Source organism: Frigidibacter albus, assembly GCF_009908165.1.
In the GTDB taxonomy this organism is placed as follows: Bacteria; Pseudomonadota; Alphaproteobacteria; order Rhodobacterales; family Rhodobacteraceae; genus Frigidibacter; species Frigidibacter albus.
The window spans coordinates 17,802-31,749 of sequence record NZ_JAAAUC010000007.1 but is presented as its reverse complement, the minus strand read 5'-3'; the positions used below and the strand labels follow the sequence as shown (position 1 = coordinate 31,749).

Here is a 13,948-nt window from a genome sequence, read left to right as displayed (position 1 = left end):
CCATGTCGATCAGAAAACGAGCGCTTCGGCGCCGAACCACTTGGTGATCATCTCGTTCAGCGTGCCGTCATCCTTCATCGACTGGATCGCCACGTTGAACTTTTCCTTCAGCTCGGTATCGCTCTCGCGCAGGCCCATGCCGACGCCGCCGCCAAGCTGCACTTCCTCGCCGGCCCAGCTGAACTCGCCGCCAGACTCGGCCACCACCGGCACCAGATAGTCCTTGTCGGCAAAGACCGCGTCCGCCTCGCCGTTGCGCACGGCGGCGACGGTTTCATCGGGGGTGGCGAATTCCAGCAGGGTTGCGCCGGATTCGGCGACATGGCCCGCCTGGATGGTGCCGACCTGCGCCGCAACGACGCCGCCCACTACATCCGCATCGGCGCTGAGTGCCGCATAGGCCGAGGTGGCCGGCGGGATGTAGTTCTGGGTGAAGTCGATCACCTCGTCGCGCTCGTCGGTGATGCTCATCCCGGCGATGATCGTGTCATAGTTGCCCGATTGCAGGTTGGGGATGATGCTGTCCCAGTCGGTGACGACCCATTCGCAGGTCAGCTCGGCGCGCTTGCACAGCTCGTCGCCCATCTCGCGCTCGAACCCGTCGACTTCACCCGAGTCGTTGATGAAGTTGAAGGGAGGGTAGGCGCCCTCGGTGCCCATGCGCACGGTTTGCTGCGCCAGCGCGGCGCCCGAGGTCAGTGCCATCACGGTGGTGGCAAGAAGCAGTTTTTTCATTGGAGTTCTCCCGGTTGAGCTTGGTTGGTCATGCTGCGGCGCCTGCCCGTAGGAACTGCCGCAGTCGGTCGGTCTGTGGATTGCCGAACACCTGGTCGGGTGGCCCCTGTTCCTCGATCCGGCCGAGGTGCAGGAACACCACATGGTCGGAGAGGTCGGCGGCCAGCTTCATGTCATGGGTGACCAGCATCATCGTGCGATGCTCGCCGGCAAGGTCCTTGATGACGCGGACCACCTCTTGCTGCAACTCGGGGTCGAGCGCCGAGGTCGGCTCGTCGAACAGCAGCGCCCGCGGCTCCATGCACAGCGCGCGGGCGATGGCGGCGCGTTGCTGCTGGCCGCCCGAAAGCTGCGCCGGCCAGGCCTCGGCCTTGTCGCCGATGCCGACCTTGTCGAGATAGCGCCGCGCCGCCGCCTCGACATCGGCGCGCGGACGGCCAAGCACCGTCACCGGCGCCTCCATCACGTTTTGCAGCACCGTCATGTGCGACCAGAGGTTGAATTGCTGGAACACCATCGCAAGGTTGGTGCGGATCCGCGTCACCTGCGCGCGGTCGGCAGGGCGGCGGGCCAGCCCCTCTCCGCGCCAGGTGACCGCCTCGCCCTCGAACAGCACTTCGCCCTTCTGGCTGTCTTCCAGCAGGTTGCAGCAGCGCAGCAGCGTGGATTTGCCCGAGCCAGAGGAGCCGATCAGCGACACCACCTGGCCCCGTTTGGCGGAGATCGACACGCCCTTGAGCACGTCAAGATGGCCATAGCTCTTGAAAAGGTCGCGGATCTCTATGACCGGGGCAGGCCCGTCGGCGCGCAGGCCCGAAGCCTCGGGGGAACCTGAAACCGGGGCGTCTGATACGGGGGCGTCTGGGGTCAATTTTGCTATCGCTGCTATTTGTTCGGGCAAGTAGGGGGCGATTCCGGGCCGAATGCAACGGGTTCGTGCAGGGTGACCTTGGGATATGCCCGGATAACGGGCAGTTAGGGGGCGGCTGCGGGCGGGTTGGGCAGCGCAAGATAGGCCTCGGCAGGCATCGGCACGAAGCCGGAGATGCCGAGCGCGGCCCGTATGTCCGCGGGCAGCGCAGCGAGGCCCGCCGTGATGGCGCGGCCGTGGCGCAGGGGATCGGTGCCCGCCGCGGCGATCAGCGGCAGCGCGGGGGTGGGCGGAGTCTCGGCGGTGACGCGCAGCCGCGCCGCAAGCTCCGGCTCCCATTGCACAATTCCGCGCCAGGTGACGGCATCGAGCGCGGCGCGGTCGGCGCGGCCCTCCGCCACGGCCAGCGCCGAGGCGCGGTGCGCGCCGGTCTCCAGCGCCGGGCGCAGCATGATCCCCTGCGCCTGCGCCCAGAAATACGGCGCGGCCCAACCCGACTGGCTGTGCAGCTGGTTGATGGCAAAGCGGCCCGTGGTCAGGGCGTCCGCGTCCTGCGACGCATCATCGCGGCGGGCGAGGATCACGCTGCAATACTGGCCCGGCTGCAAGCCCGGCAGGCCGTAGTCGAAGGTGCCGATCAGCGTGACGCGCCCGTGCAGACGCGTGCGGTAGGGCAGGCTGCAGGTCTGGCCCAGAACGAGCCCGGGATGCTCCCACCCGTCCCAGAGGCCGATCCCGCGATCGAGGGCATCCGGCGCGGCGATGCCCTCGTCCGCCAGTGCCGCGCGAAGGGAAGACCACAGCGCGTCCTGCGCCGCCGCGGTCTCGGGCCGGTCATACATCGGCAGGCTGGCAAGGATCAAAGGCGCTTCGCCTCGATCCGCTGCCGCGCAAGCGCGGAATCGCGGTCGCTGACGCCGAGCAGGTTCGCCACCATCCGGATCAGCGCATCCTCCACGGCATCGCGGCTGCCATCGGCCAGCGCGACGTCCCACATCGCCTCCAGCAGTTCGGTGCGGTCCTCGTATGGAACTGCGTCCTTGAGCGAGCGGGTGAAGCGCACTGTGTCCGGGGCCTCGGATTCCAGTATCTCGGCCTCGGCGCGCAGGGCGGCGGCCTCGGGCATGGTCAGGCCCTTGCGCGCCGACAGCACGCGGTCGATGCGCACCCGCTCGTCATCGCCATAATGGTCATCGGCCCGCGCGAGCCGCACCAGCAGGGAGGCAAGCGACAGGTCCGCCTCGGCGGCGGGCAGGGCGGCGGGGGCGGGCGCCAGCAGGCGGTTGAGCAGATCTGCAAACATGATGCGGATATAGGGCGCGGGCGCGGGCAGGGAAAGCCCGGCCTAGCCCTCCCAGCCCTCGACGATGCACAGATCCACCTGGCTGACCGGCAGGCGCAGGGCCTTGGCGGCCTGGTATTCCGGGCTGTCATAGCAGGCGCGGGCGGTGGCGATGTCGGCGAATTCGATCACCACGCAGCGGGGCGCGAGGCTGCCCTCGACCACGTCCTGCGGGCCGCCCCGCACGAGGAACTTCGCACCGTATTTGGCGAAGGCCTCGGCATTGGCGGCGCGGTAGGCCTCATAGGCGGCGGGGTCGTTCACGGTCGCATGGGCGACCCAATAGGCCTTGGGCATGATGTCCTCCGCAGGTTACGCATCCTAGGTGCCCGCAGTGGCGGGGGCCGTCAAGCCCCCGCAACCGTTCAGTATTTCGACGGCACGTAAAGCTCCGGCGGCAGCACTGCCCGCTCGTAATCGGGGTTGAACACCCGGTCGGGCAGCGTGACCTCGTCATGCTCGACCGGCTGGTAGGGGATCAGGCTGAGGAGGTGGGCGATGCAGTTGAGGCGGGCGCGCTTCTTGTCGTTGCCCTCGACGATATACCAGGGCGCCTCGGGGATGTTGGTACGGTCCATCATCTCTTCCTTGGCCTTGGTGTACTGCTCCCACCGCACGCGGCTTTGCAGGTCCATCGGCGACAGTTTCCACTGCTTCATCGGATCGTGGATCCGCATCAGGAAGCGCATCTGCTGTTCTTCATCGGTGATCGAGAACCAGTATTTTACCACGCGAATCCCGGACCTTACCAGCATCCGTTCGAATTCCGGCACGTCGTTGAAGAACTCCTCGACCTGATCGTCCGAGGCAAATCCCATCACCCGTTCCACGCCGGCGCGGTTGTACCAGCTGCGGTCGAACAGCACGATTTCACCGCCTGCGGGCAGGTGGGGGACGTAGCGCTGGAAGTACCATTGCGATTTCTCGCGGTCCGAGGGCGCGGGCAGGGCGACGGTGCGCACCACGCGCGGGTTCAGCCGCTGGGTGATGCGCTTGATCACGCCGCCCTTGCCGGCGGAATCGCGGCCCTCGAACAGCACCACGACCTTCTCGCCGGTGTTCTGGACCCAGTCCTGCAGCTTGATCAGCTCGGACTGCAGATGCATCAGGGCATGAAAATATGTTGCGCGATCAATGGTGTCGGGGTGGCTGCGCTTGTAGATCTTCGAGATCTCGAGGCTAAGCGTGCTGTCTTCCAGCTCCAGCTCGTACTCCTCGTCCATCGCATCGGCGAGTTCGGCGGCAAGCCAGTCGCGGCCGGGAAGTTGGGTCGGTTCGGTCATCGCAGGGGCTCCTTCGCGCGGGTGCTGCGGGCGTAGCAGGCGGATGTGACGGAGATGTAACGGCGGCAAGGGCGATGCGGACCCCATGCAGAAACCATGCAGATGTTATACATACGATTTTATGGGGGGGCTTGGCCGCTGAGCGCATCGAGATCGCCGCGCAGCTCGCCCTTGCTGGCCCAGAGCAGCCCATCCACATCGTCATGCGTGTCGCGCCAGACCGGGACCGCGGCGACCAGCAGGTCGCGGCCGGCATCGGTCAGCACCGGCAGGCGGCCGCGCAGGTCTTCAGGGTCGGCCGTGACCGTGATCAGCCCGCGGCGCTGCAGCGGTTTCAGCGCCGCGGTGAGGGTGGTGCGGTCCATCGCCAGGAACTCTGCCAGATCCGAGATCCGCGGCGGGGCCGGGCGGTTCAGCGACATCAGGATCGAGAACTGGCCATTGGTCAGGCCGAAGGGGCGCAGGGCGTCATCGAAGCGGCGGGCGAGGGCGCGGGCGGCGCGCTGCACCTTCAGGCACAGGCAACGGTCCCGCACCTCCAGCGTGGTCTCGATCGGCAGGTCTGTGCGCATGATCCTCATTCAGGTTGATATCAACCTAATACGCTGGCACGATGCCGGCATCAAGACAGATTCGGAAGCCGTCCCCGGGCGGCCCGATCGCCAACTTGCAAGGAGGTGCATCATGGCATTCATCAGCGGATTTCTGACCCCGGTCTCCGAGAGCCGGAAAGAGGAGTATATCGAGTCGGCCCGCATCGCCTGGCCGATCTTCAAGGATTACGGGGCGCTGTCGACGCGCGAATGCTGGGGCGTCGATGTGCCGGACGGCAAGGTCACCTCCTTCCCGATGGCGGTGAAGCTGGAGCCGGGCGAGGTGGTGGTGTTCTCGTGGATCGAATGGCCCGACAAGGCGACGGCCGATGCCTGCTTTGCCACCATGGAGACCGACCCGCGCTGGCAGGACATGACGATGCCGTTCGATGGCAAGCGGATGATGTGGGGAGGGTTCGAGGAGGTGTTTGGGGGGTGAGGGAGCCTCTCGATCCGGCCTGTCCGGGCGGAAAAAGGCGAGGCACTGCCTCGCCCCGCCCGTACGCGACCGCTGACCCAGAGCCGCTGGCAGGACGAGACCGGGTGAGGACAGCGCCCGACCTGGCGGGCGAGAAGCGCCCGCCAGGGGCGGGGCGGGCGCTGGCCGGGCCCTTTGGGGGCCCGTCCGTGAGGAATGAGAGGGCGGCGCTTGGCGAAGGCGATGGCCTTCGCCATGGCCGAAAACCGAAGGTGGCGATGTCGATCCGGCTCGACCGGGATGTGGTGGGGCGACCATTCACGCCTCACCTTCCTTGCCCGGGACAAGGCGCTTCAGCGCCGCCGGGCAGCGCCCGCTTCCCGGCCCGGCCACGCGCCGGGCGTTCTAGACCTGCCGTTGCTCGCCCACCCGGCGGACGGGCGCTGCCCTCTGGTGGTGTGGGCAGGAGCGTTTCGTTTCAGGCACCCACCCGCGCCACAACCCCCTTCGCCAACCCCTTCTCCAGCATCGGCCCGGGCACCACGAACAGGCGGTCGTAGAGCTCCAGCGCCGCGGGTTCGCCGCCGGCGGTGAAGGTGTCGTGGACATGTTGCGCAAAGAGCTTGCGCTTTTCGCCCAGCCACTTGGTGCGGACCTTCCGGGTCGCCCGGTCGCCGTGCTTTTGCAGCCAGTCCGCGGGCAGCAGCGCGTCGAAATGCAAGAGGCGCAGCGCCTTGGACTTGGCTGTGCCCATGCTGCGGAACGCCTCGCCCGAGGGCATGTGGATCGGCATCGGGTGGCCGGGCGGCAGGCCGCTGAGCCGGATGAAGGATTTGCCGACGCGGTGGCCCCAGAAGCCCGCCGCGCTGAACTGGTGCAGATCGCCGTAGACCCCGGCCCAGAACTCCGATGCCGTGCCCCAGCCGCCCGAGGTCGACTTGAACCAGGGTGTGGCGAAGATCTCGGGGACCGAGGCGGGGCGGGCCGCGTAGATCGCCTCATAGGGCAGGGCGACGAGGCAGGCGCAGCTGGCGGGGGCCTCGGCGAGGATGTCGCTGACCGGGCGGGGGGCGTGCAGATGCTCGTCGACATCGCAGTGGATCAGCCACTCGGCTGTCGATTGCGCCGCCGCGCGGGTGGCGTTGTGGGTCTGGCGCATCTCGATGGCGCGGGGGCGCAGGCCGTTCCAGTAGCCGTCATCGCAGAGGGTCAGCGCCAGATCGTCGCCCGGGATGGCATAGGCGAAGTCCGGATCGTCATAGAAGATGTGGATCCTGGCCGCGCCAAGCTGGCGGTAGCAGTCGATGAACCGGCGCACATAGGGCTCTGGCGCCCGGATGGTGGCAACGACGTCCCAGGTCATTCGGCTTCCCGCGCAATGGATGGCCGGACTGTGCCCGGAAATACCGGCCCTGCCTAGGGGGTTAGCCCGGCCAAGGCGTTGCCCGGGCCGGGACGCCCCTCAGACCAGCCGCGACACTTCCACCGCCGCGCGCACAAAGTCCGCAAACAGCGGATGCGGGGCAAAGGGTTTCGACTTCAGCTCGGGGTGGAACTGCACGCCGATGAACCAGGGGTGGTCCTTGACCTCGACGATTTCCGGCAGGCGGTTGTCGGGGCTCATGCCCGAGAACCAGAGGCCGCATTCCTCCAGCTTGTCGCGGTATTCGATGTCCACCTCATAGCGGTGGCGGTGGCGTTCCTCGATGGTGGTGCCGCCATAGATGCGCGCGACGTTCGATCCTTCGGCGAGCACGGCGGTGTAGGCGCCAAGGCGCATGGTGCCGCCCTTGTCGTCGGTCAGCTTGCGCTCGACCCGGTGGTTGCCCTGCACCCATTCCTTCAGATGATAGACCACGGGGGTGAAGCGCTTGACGCCGGCCTCATGGTCGAACTCCTCCGATCCGGCATTGGCGACGCCGGCGAGGTTGCGGGCGGCCTCGATCACCGCCATCTGCATCCCGAGGCAGATGCCCAGATAGGGGATCTTGCGGGTGCGCGCGAATTGCGCGGCGCGGATCTTGCCTTCGGTGCCGCGCTCGCCAAAGCCGCCGGGAACCAGGATGGCGTGGAAGCCTTCCAGCCAGGGGCCCGGATCCTCGCGCTCGAAGATCTCGGCATCGATCCATTCGGCGCGCACGCGGACCCGGTTGGCCATGCCGCCATGGGTCAGCGCCTCGGCGATGGATTTGTAGGCGTCGCCAAGCTGGGTGTATTTGCCGACGATGGCAACGCGGACCTCGCCTTCGGCATTGACCAGCCGGTCCATCACGTCTTCCCAGCGGTCAAGGTTGGGGCGCGGGGCGGGGGAGATGCCGAAGGCATCGAGCACCGCCTGGTCGAAACCCTCGCGGTGATAGGCCAGCGGGGCTTCATAGATGGTGGCGAGGTCGGGGGCGGCGATGACCGCCTCTTTCCGCACGTTGCAGAACAGCGAGATCTTCTCGCGCTCCTTGGCCGGGATCGGGTGTTCCGAGCGCAGCAGCAGCACATCGGGGGCGATGCCGATGGCGCGCAGTTCCTTGACCGAGTGCTGGGTGGGCTTGGTCTTGAGTTCCCCGGACGCGGTGACATAGGGCAGCAGCGTCAGGTGGACAAAGATGCACTGGCCGCGGGGCTTGTCCTGCGAGAACTGGCGGATCGCCTCGAAGAAGGGCAGGCCCTCGATATCGCCGACGGTGCCGCCGATCTCGCACAGCATGAAATCGACCTCCTCCTCGCCGACCGAGAGGAAGTCCTTGATCTCATTGGTGACATGCGGGATCACCTGGATGGTCTTGCCGAGGTACTCGCCGCGGCGTTCCTTCTCCAGCACGTTGGAATAGATGCGGCCCGAAGAGACGCTATCGGTCTTGCGGGCCGAGACGCCGGTGAAGCGTTCGTAATGGCCAAGGTCGAGATCGGTTTCGGCACCGTCATCGGTGACGAAAACCTCGCCATGCTCGAAGGGCGACATCGTGCCGGGATCGACGTTGAGGTAGGGATCGAGCTTGCGCAGGCGAACCGAAAAGCCGCGGGCCTGCAACAGCGCGCCGAGGGCTGCCGAGGCCAAGCCCTTGCCCAGCGACGACACGACGCCGCCGGTGATGAAGATATATCGCGCCATGGTGGGATGCTCCCGTGAAGCTCAAATTCCAGTCGAAAGCCGGTTCCGCAGAACAGGCATCACGGGAATCCACATATAACAGATTCGCGGAAAACCGCAACCGCACCGCTAGATGCTGTAAGGCAGCGGCGGAACGTCCCAAGATTTGCGATGGTTTCGGGATCGCCGCCGCAAGGGCCGCGATCCGGGAGGGGAGGAGCCGCGCCGTCAGTCGGCTGCGGGCGGGGCGGCCGGCGCGTCGGAGGCCGGCGGGGGCAGCTCGATTTCCGGCAGGGCCGGGACTGCCGGAGCATCCGCAGGTTGCGAGCTGGAATTGAACTGGTCGACCACCGAACCCGAGGAGGCATCACGCGCCGCCAGCACGGTGAGGGTGATCGAGGTGGCAATGAAGGCCACCGCGAAGACCCAGGTCAGCTTCGACAGCGCGTTGGCCGCCTGCCGGCCGGACATCACGCCAGACCCGCCGCCGCCACCGCCGCCCATGCCGAGGCCACCGCCTTCGGACCGCTGCAAAAGCACCACGCCGATCAGCAGGAGCGCGAGGATAAGGTGGACGGTAAGAATGACGTTTTCCATGGACCCCGGGCCGTTCTTTCGATGACGCGCCTATCTAGGCGGTAGGCGCCGCCGGTGCAAGGCGTTTCGGGTGGGCGTTCGGGTGGGCGTCCGGGGCGGGGCAGTCGGTGCCCCGCCCCGCGCGGTCATTGCGCCGTGTAGCCGCCATCGACCAGATGATACGACCCGGTGATGAAGCTGGCCTGATCCGACAGCAGGAAGGCGGTCAGCGTCGCCACCTCTTCGCTGCGGCCCAGCCGGCCGATCGGGTGCAGGGCGACAAGGCCGGCCTTGGCTTCTGCGGGCAGATTGTCCAGCAGCGGCGTGTCGATGAAGGCCGGGCCGACGGCGTTGATGCGGATGCCGCGGGGCGCATATTCCATTGCCGCGACCTTGGTCAGCCCGACCACGCCATGCTTGGCCGCGACATAGCCGCCGGCATGGGCAAAGCCCACCGAGCCAAGGATGGAGGCCATGTTGACCACCGCCCCGCCGCCCGAGGCCTCGATGGCCGGCAGACCGTAGAGCAGGCCGTAGAAGACGCCGTTGAGGTTGACGTCGATCACCTGCTTCCAGCCCTCCAGCGGGGTTTCGCCCACCGGCGCCTGGGGCCCGCCGATGCCGGCATTGTTGACCAGCAGATGCAGGCCGCCGGTTTGCGCCACCGCGAACTCGACCATCGCCTTCACCGCCGCCGGGTCGGCGACATTGCCGCCGGTGGCATGGGCCTTCCCGCCCGCCGCGGTGATGCCATCCGCCACCGCCTGGGCATGGGCAAGGTTGATGTCTGCCGCCACCACCACCGCGCCGGCCCGGGCCAGCGTTTCGGCAATGGCTGCGCCGATGCCCGATCCGGCGCCGGTGACCAGCGCCGTCTTGCCGTCGAAACGAATATCCATCGGATGCTCCTGTCGGTTCAATGCTTCTGAACAGATGGGAAGGTCGGCGCCGGGGCGGAAGGGACAGGGTGCCGCAGGCGGCCTACCCGTCATCCCGCGGCGGGCGGCCCAGCAGGCGGCCGATCAGGAACGAGGTGCGCGGCACCCAGGCATAGGCAGTGCGCGGCCCGGGCGCCGGGCGGGCGCGGCGGCGGGCGAGGCCGAACAGCACCAGCGCCACATGGCTGGCCGCCAGCATCACGAACATCGACGCCGGCCCATAGCCGCCGATCAGCGCCGAGGCGGCCAGCGGCGAGGCGATGGCACCAAGCGCGTAGAGGAACATCAGCGCGGCAGACAGCTCGACCCGCTGTGCATTCTCGGCGAAGTCGTTGGCATGGGCGGCGGCCACGGAATAGATCGGCAAGGTGGCAAAGCCGAAGACGGCGGCGGCGATGTAGACCGCGCCCGGCCCGGCGACGGGCGCGGCGATGGTCAGCCCGCAGGCCGCCGTTGCCGCGACCGACAGGCCGATCAGCACCGCGCGCCGGTCATACCTGTCGGCGAGCCAGCCGACCGGCAGCTGCGCCAGCCAACCCCCGGCCACGTAGATGGCGAGGAAATACGCGATCTCGTCCAGCGCGAGGCCGACCTTGGAGCCATAGACCGGCCCGACGAAGCGGAAGGCGGCGCCGGTGATGCCGCTGACCACCACCGCCACCGCCGCCAGCGGCGACAGCCGCCAGGCCAGCATCGGGCGCAGGCGGGGGGCGGCGGGCGTTTCAGGCTGCGCGGTGCGGGTCAGCGCCATCGGCAGCAGCGCCGCGCAGCACAGGATCGCCAGCAGGTTGTAGGACGCATAGGCCGAGGGCGTCAGCCAGCCGATCATCAGCTGGCTGACCAGCGAGGCGCCGATATCGACGACGCGGTAGACCCCCATCGCCCGGCCCCGGGTCTCGTTGGTGACGGATGCCTGCAGCCAGGCCTCGACGATGGTGTAGCAGCCCGCGACCGACAGCCCGGTGAGCATCCGAAGGCCCGCCCAAGCCCAGGGATCGACCAGCATCATGTGCGCGGCGATGCCGATGGTGCCCATGGCGGTGAAGGCGGAAAAGGCGCGGGCATGGCCGACCGACCCCATCAGCCGCGGTGCCCACCAGCAGCCCGCGAAGAAGCCGAGGAAATGCGCGGAGCCAAGTGTGCCGACGGCGGCGGCCGAAAAGCCGAGGTCCAGCCCTGAGATGGCATCCAGCGGCGCCACTCCGCCCGAGCCAAGCTGGACGAAGACGACCGACAGGAACAGGGCGGCGAAGGTGATCAGCATACGCATGGTGGGGGCAACCTAGCGGGGCGCCGCGGCGGGGGGTATCCCGAAAACGGCATCGGCGGGGTCGTGGCTGGGCCACAGCGGCGGTGTCCCAGTCGACGGCGGGCGCCGAGCCATTGCGACCACCGGGGCCTACCCCGTCTTGCCCGGAAGGGGCGCTTCAGCGCCGCCGGGCAGCGCCCGCCTCCCGGCCCGGCCACGGGCCGGGCGTTCTTTGCGCAAATCCTCCACTGGAGGATTTCTTGTCGCTCATCACCCCCCTCGGGCGGGCGCTTCTGCACCCTCATCGCCTGGAAATCCGGTGGGAGGTGCTGGACCATAAAGCGCCTGGAACTTGCGTAACGGCGCCCACCCGCGGACGGGCGCCGCCCTCTGAAGGTGCCTTGCCGCCGCTCCCCCCGCCTTGCCTGTCCACGCCCGGCGGTTTACCGATCCCCCAGTGCCGGAGCGCGACCCTGGCCGCCCCGAATCCCTTGCCCCGATCCCCGGAGACTCCCATGAAGCGCATGAAACTTGGCGACAGTGACATTTCCGTTTCGGCCCTCTGCCTTGGCACGATGACCTTCGGCACCCAGACCGATGAAGCCGGCGGCCAGGCGCAGATGGACATGGCGCTGGATCACGGGGTGGATTTCTGGGACACGGCCGAGATGTATCCGGTGAACCCTGTCTCGGTGGAGACCATCGGCGATACCGAGGCGATCATCGGCAGCTGGTTCGCCGCGCGCGGGCGGCGCAGCGATGTGGTGCTGGCCACCAAGATCTCGGGCAAGGGCGGCAAGGCGCGGGAGGGGGAGGCGATCACGCCGGACTCGATCCGCCGCGCGCTGGAGGCTTCGCTGGCCCGGCTGCGCACCGATTATGTCGACCTCTACCAGTTCCACTGGCCGAACCGCGGCAGCTATCACTTCCGCCAGATCTGGGGCTTTGATGCCAGCAAGCAGGACCGCGGGGCAACGCGCCAGCACATGCAGGATTGCCTCGGCACGCTGGCCGAGCTGAAGGCCGAGGGCAAGATCCGCGCCTTTGGCCTGTCGAACGAGAGCGCGTGGGGCATGGCGGAATGGCTGCGGCTGGCGGAGGCTGGCGGCGGCCCCCGGGCGCTGGCGGTGCAGAACGAATACTCGCTGCTGTGCCGGCTCTATGATGGCGACATGGCCGAACTGGGGGTGAACGAGGCGGTGACGCTGCTGGCCTATTCGCCGCTGGCGACCGGCCTGCTGAGCGGAAAATACGCGCCCGACGTCACCCCCGAAGGCTCGCGCCGCGCGCGCAATGGCGATCTGGGCGGGCGGATCACGCCGCGGGTCTGGGAGGCGGTGGCGGCCTATGTCGATCTGGCGGCGGTGCAGGGGCTGGACCCGGTGCAGATGGCGGTGGCCTGGGTGATGGGCCGGCCGTTCCCGGTGGTGCCGATCATCGGCGCCACGACCGAGGCGCAGCTGGAACGCGTGCTCGGTGCGGCCGATCTGAAACTCGCGCCGGAACTGCTGACCGCCATCGACCGGATCCACAAGGCCCACCCGATGCCGTATTGAGCGCTTGCGCCGGGGGCGCGGATGAGCCCTTGCGCCGGGGCATGGGATGCGCTTGCCTCGGCGCAGAAGATAGCGGGCCCCGTGGGGTCAGAGAGGAGTGCCGGTGCCGATTGCCTCTGCCGCCAAAGGGCTTGCTGCCGGGCTGCTGCTTCTGGCCTTGGCCGGCTGCGGGCTGTCGCTGCCGGGGCGGGGGGGCGCCGGCTCTGCACCGCCGGCCAGCGCGATTGCCGGGGAGGTGATCGAGACCTCTGTATTGCCAGAGGCGGGCATTGCTCTTGCGCCCGCGGCGGAAGCGGCGGAAGCGGCGGCCGAGGTCGCACAGCCGGTGACGATTGAGCCCGCCGCGGACACTGCAGCGGCCGACCCCGCCGCACAGATCGCCATGCCCGAGCCTGCGCCTGTCATCCCGCCCGCGCTGAGTGCGGCGGCTGCCGCCTGCGCCAAGATCGGCGGGCGCTATGCCTCGCGCGGCACCGGCCGCAACATCTATGCCTGCTTCACCACCCCCCGCGATGCCGGGAAGTCCTGCAACAAGTCCGGCGATTGCAGCAGTGCCTGCCTTGCCCGCTCGCTCAGTTGCGCGCCGCTGCAGCCGCTGTTCGGCTGCCATGAGGTGCTGACCGACCGGGGGCAAAGGGTGACGCAATGCATCGAGTGATCCTGCGCGCCGCGCTGGCCCTGCTGCTGGCCGGTTGCGCCGCCCCGGGGCCGGGCCCCGGCAGCCGCGACCCCGGCGCGATGATCGCCTCGGCGGCACTGTTCGACCCGGCGCGCTTTGCCGGGCCCTGGCACGTGGTGGCGGATTTCCCGGCCCCGGGCGCATCCGGCTGCGGCATCACCCGCGAGGATTGGCGGCTGACCGCGCCGGGCCGGTTTGCGGTCTCGGGCGCCGCCTGCGGGCCACGCGGGCGCACGGGCTTTGCCGGAACCGCCGCCGTGGTCGGGCCGGGGCGCATCGACCTGTCGGCCGGAAACACCCGGCCCGATCTGGGCGGTGAGCCGCTCTGGGTGCTGTGGATCGACGCCGATTACCGGGTGGCGGCCCTCGGCACGCCCTCGGGCCGGTTCGGGATGATGCTGTCGCGCGAACCGGCCGCGCGGGGCGATCTCTACACCGCTGCCCGCGAGGTGCTGGATTTCAACGGCTATGCGCTGGAGCGCCTGCGCCCGCGCTGAGTGCCACCGATGCGGGCAATTCGCCGGCCAGGCTGGGGTCGGCCGGGCCGCGCCCGTTCACTGGACTTGCCAGATCGCCAAAAGGGGTGCTTCTACTCGCGCAGGACAGCGGGGCGCGGCAACGCC

Annotated in this window: 16 protein-coding genes; 4 read left to right on the top strand and 12 right to left on the bottom strand. The window is 68.5% G+C overall.

Going from position 1 to position 13,948, the window contains the following annotated elements:
• Positions 1–9: 9 nt before the first annotated feature.
• The 7 genes from GVY41_RS11795 to GVY41_RS11765 all read right to left on the bottom strand — a co-directional run bounded on the left by GVY41_RS11795 (position 10) and on the right by GVY41_RS11765 (position 4,803).
• Positions 10–735 carry a transporter substrate-binding domain-containing protein gene (locus GVY41_RS11795; protein ID WP_161347028.1) on the bottom strand — a complete coding sequence of 242 codons (726 nt, stop codon included), beginning with the start codon at positions 733–735 and terminating at the stop codon, positions 10–12.
• A gap of 28 nt (positions 736–763) precedes the next feature.
• Positions 764–1,546 carry an ABC transporter ATP-binding protein gene (locus GVY41_RS11790; protein ID WP_161347119.1) on the bottom strand — a complete coding sequence of 261 codons (783 nt, stop codon included), beginning with the start codon at positions 1,544–1,546 and terminating at the stop codon, positions 764–766.
• 164 nt (positions 1,547–1,710) lie between these two features.
• On the bottom strand, positions 1,711–2,469 hold the full coding sequence (locus tag GVY41_RS11785; protein WP_229726043.1) for a phosphate/phosphite/phosphonate ABC transporter substrate-binding protein: 759 nt from the start codon (positions 2,467–2,469) through the stop codon (positions 1,711–1,713).
• Positions 2,466–2,909, bottom strand: coding sequence for a tellurite resistance TerB family protein (locus tag GVY41_RS11780; protein WP_170301186.1), 444 nt, complete (start codon positions 2,907–2,909; stop codon positions 2,466–2,468). Before GVY41_RS11780 ends, GVY41_RS11785 begins: the two co-directional genes overlap by 4 nt.
• A gap of 42 nt (positions 2,910–2,951) precedes the next feature.
• Positions 2,952–3,245 carry a DUF1330 domain-containing protein gene (locus GVY41_RS11775; protein ID WP_161347030.1) on the bottom strand — a complete coding sequence of 98 codons (294 nt, stop codon included), beginning with the start codon at positions 3,243–3,245 and terminating at the stop codon, positions 2,952–2,954.
• Between the two features lie 68 nt (positions 3,246–3,313).
• Complete coding sequence (gene ppk2 / locus GVY41_RS11770) at positions 3,314–4,231, bottom strand: polyphosphate kinase 2 (protein ID WP_161347032.1); 918 nt, start codon at positions 4,229–4,231, stop codon at positions 3,314–3,316.
• A 119-nt stretch (positions 4,232–4,350) separates the two neighbouring features.
• On the bottom strand, positions 4,351–4,803 hold the full coding sequence (locus GVY41_RS11765; protein ID WP_161347034.1) for a MarR family winged helix-turn-helix transcriptional regulator: 453 nt from the start codon (positions 4,801–4,803) through the stop codon (positions 4,351–4,353).
• A gap of 112 nt (positions 4,804–4,915) precedes the next feature.
• On the opposite strand from GVY41_RS11765, the gene GVY41_RS11760 reads away from it, so the two are divergent.
• Complete coding sequence (locus GVY41_RS11760) at positions 4,916–5,263, top strand: DUF1428 domain-containing protein (RefSeq protein ID WP_161347035.1); 348 nt, start codon at positions 4,916–4,918, stop codon at positions 5,261–5,263.
• Between the two features lie 457 nt (positions 5,264–5,720).
• On the opposite strand, the gene GVY41_RS11755 is transcribed toward GVY41_RS11760, so the two are convergent.
• The 5 genes from GVY41_RS11755 to GVY41_RS11735 form a co-directional block, all read right to left on the bottom strand.
• Positions 5,721–6,605, bottom strand: coding sequence for a glycosyltransferase family protein (locus GVY41_RS11755; protein ID WP_161347037.1), 885 nt, complete (start codon positions 6,603–6,605; stop codon positions 5,721–5,723).
• 99 nt (positions 6,606–6,704) lie between these two features.
• Entirely contained in the window at positions 6,705–8,348 is a 1,644-nt protein-coding gene (gene pyrG / locus GVY41_RS11750; RefSeq protein WP_161347039.1) for a CTP synthase, read from the bottom strand.
• Positions 8,349–8,555: 207 nt separating this feature from the next.
• Positions 8,556–8,924, bottom strand: a complete 369-nt coding sequence (gene secG / locus GVY41_RS11745; RefSeq protein WP_161347041.1) for a preprotein translocase subunit SecG — start codon at positions 8,922–8,924, stop codon at positions 8,556–8,558.
• A 125-nt stretch (positions 8,925–9,049) separates the two neighbouring features.
• Positions 9,050–9,802 (bottom strand): SDR family NAD(P)-dependent oxidoreductase, encoded by a 753-nt coding sequence (locus GVY41_RS11740; protein ID WP_161347043.1) that lies wholly within the window; start codon positions 9,800–9,802, stop codon positions 9,050–9,052.
• Between the two features lie 82 nt (positions 9,803–9,884).
• The gene (locus tag GVY41_RS11735) at positions 9,885–11,111 is read right to left on the bottom strand and encodes an MFS transporter (protein ID WP_161347045.1); all 1,227 of its coding nucleotides are present in this window, start codon (positions 11,109–11,111) and stop codon (positions 9,885–9,887) included.
• Between the two features lie 494 nt (positions 11,112–11,605).
• Between GVY41_RS11735 and GVY41_RS11730 the strand changes: the two genes are divergently transcribed.
• The 3 genes from GVY41_RS11730 (at position 11,606) to GVY41_RS11720 (ending at position 13,822) form a co-directional block, all read left to right on the top strand.
• Positions 11,606–12,646, top strand: coding sequence for an aldo/keto reductase (locus GVY41_RS11730; RefSeq protein ID WP_161347047.1), 1,041 nt, complete (start codon positions 11,606–11,608; stop codon positions 12,644–12,646).
• A gap of 103 nt (positions 12,647–12,749) precedes the next feature.
• Entirely contained in the window at positions 12,750–13,304 is a 555-nt protein-coding gene (locus GVY41_RS11725; protein ID WP_161347049.1) for a hypothetical protein, read from the top strand.
• Positions 13,292–13,822, top strand: a complete 531-nt coding sequence (locus GVY41_RS11720; RefSeq protein WP_161347051.1) for a lipocalin family protein — start codon at positions 13,292–13,294, stop codon at positions 13,820–13,822. Before GVY41_RS11725 ends, GVY41_RS11720 begins: the two co-directional genes overlap by 13 nt.
• Positions 13,823–13,948: the final 126 nt, after the last annotated feature.

Bases quoted from the DNA above. Each gene is read 5' to 3' on its own strand.
- GVY41_RS11760 (WP_161347035.1), top strand. From the start codon at position 4,916: ATGGCATTCATCAGCGGATTTCTGACCCCGGTCTCCGAGAGCCGGAAA.
- pyrG (WP_161347039.1), bottom strand. From the start codon at position 8,348: ATGGCGCGATATATCTTCATCACCGGCGGCGTCGTGTCGTCGCTGGGC.
- GVY41_RS11720 (WP_161347051.1), top strand. From the start codon at position 13,292: ATGCATCGAGTGATCCTGCGCGCCGCGCTGGCCCTGCTGCTGGCCGGT.
- GVY41_RS11780 (WP_170301186.1), bottom strand. From the start codon at position 2,909: ATGTTTGCAGATCTGCTCAACCGCCTGCTGGCGCCCGCCCCCGCCGCC.
- GVY41_RS11775 (WP_161347030.1), bottom strand. From the start codon at position 3,245: ATGCCCAAGGCCTATTGGGTCGCCCATGCGACCGTGAACGACCCCGCC.
- GVY41_RS11755 (WP_161347037.1), bottom strand. From the start codon at position 6,605: ATGACCTGGGACGTCGTTGCCACCATCCGGGCGCCAGAGCCCTATGTG.
- GVY41_RS11730 (WP_161347047.1), top strand. From the start codon at position 11,606: ATGAAGCGCATGAAACTTGGCGACAGTGACATTTCCGTTTCGGCCCTC.
- ppk2 (WP_161347032.1), bottom strand. From the start codon at position 4,231: ATGACCGAACCGACCCAACTTCCCGGCCGCGACTGGCTTGCCGCCGAA.
- GVY41_RS11735 (WP_161347045.1), bottom strand. From the start codon at position 11,111: ATGCGTATGCTGATCACCTTCGCCGCCCTGTTCCTGTCGGTCGTCTTC.
- GVY41_RS11795 (WP_161347028.1), bottom strand. From the start codon at position 735: ATGAAAAAACTGCTTCTTGCCACCACCGTGATGGCACTGACCTCGGGC.
- GVY41_RS11740 (WP_161347043.1), bottom strand. From the start codon at position 9,802: ATGGATATTCGTTTCGACGGCAAGACGGCGCTGGTCACCGGCGCCGGA.
- secG (WP_161347041.1), bottom strand. From the start codon at position 8,924: ATGGAAAACGTCATTCTTACCGTCCACCTTATCCTCGCGCTCCTGCTG.
- GVY41_RS11765 (WP_161347034.1), bottom strand. From the start codon at position 4,803: ATGCGCACAGACCTGCCGATCGAGACCACGCTGGAGGTGCGGGACCGT.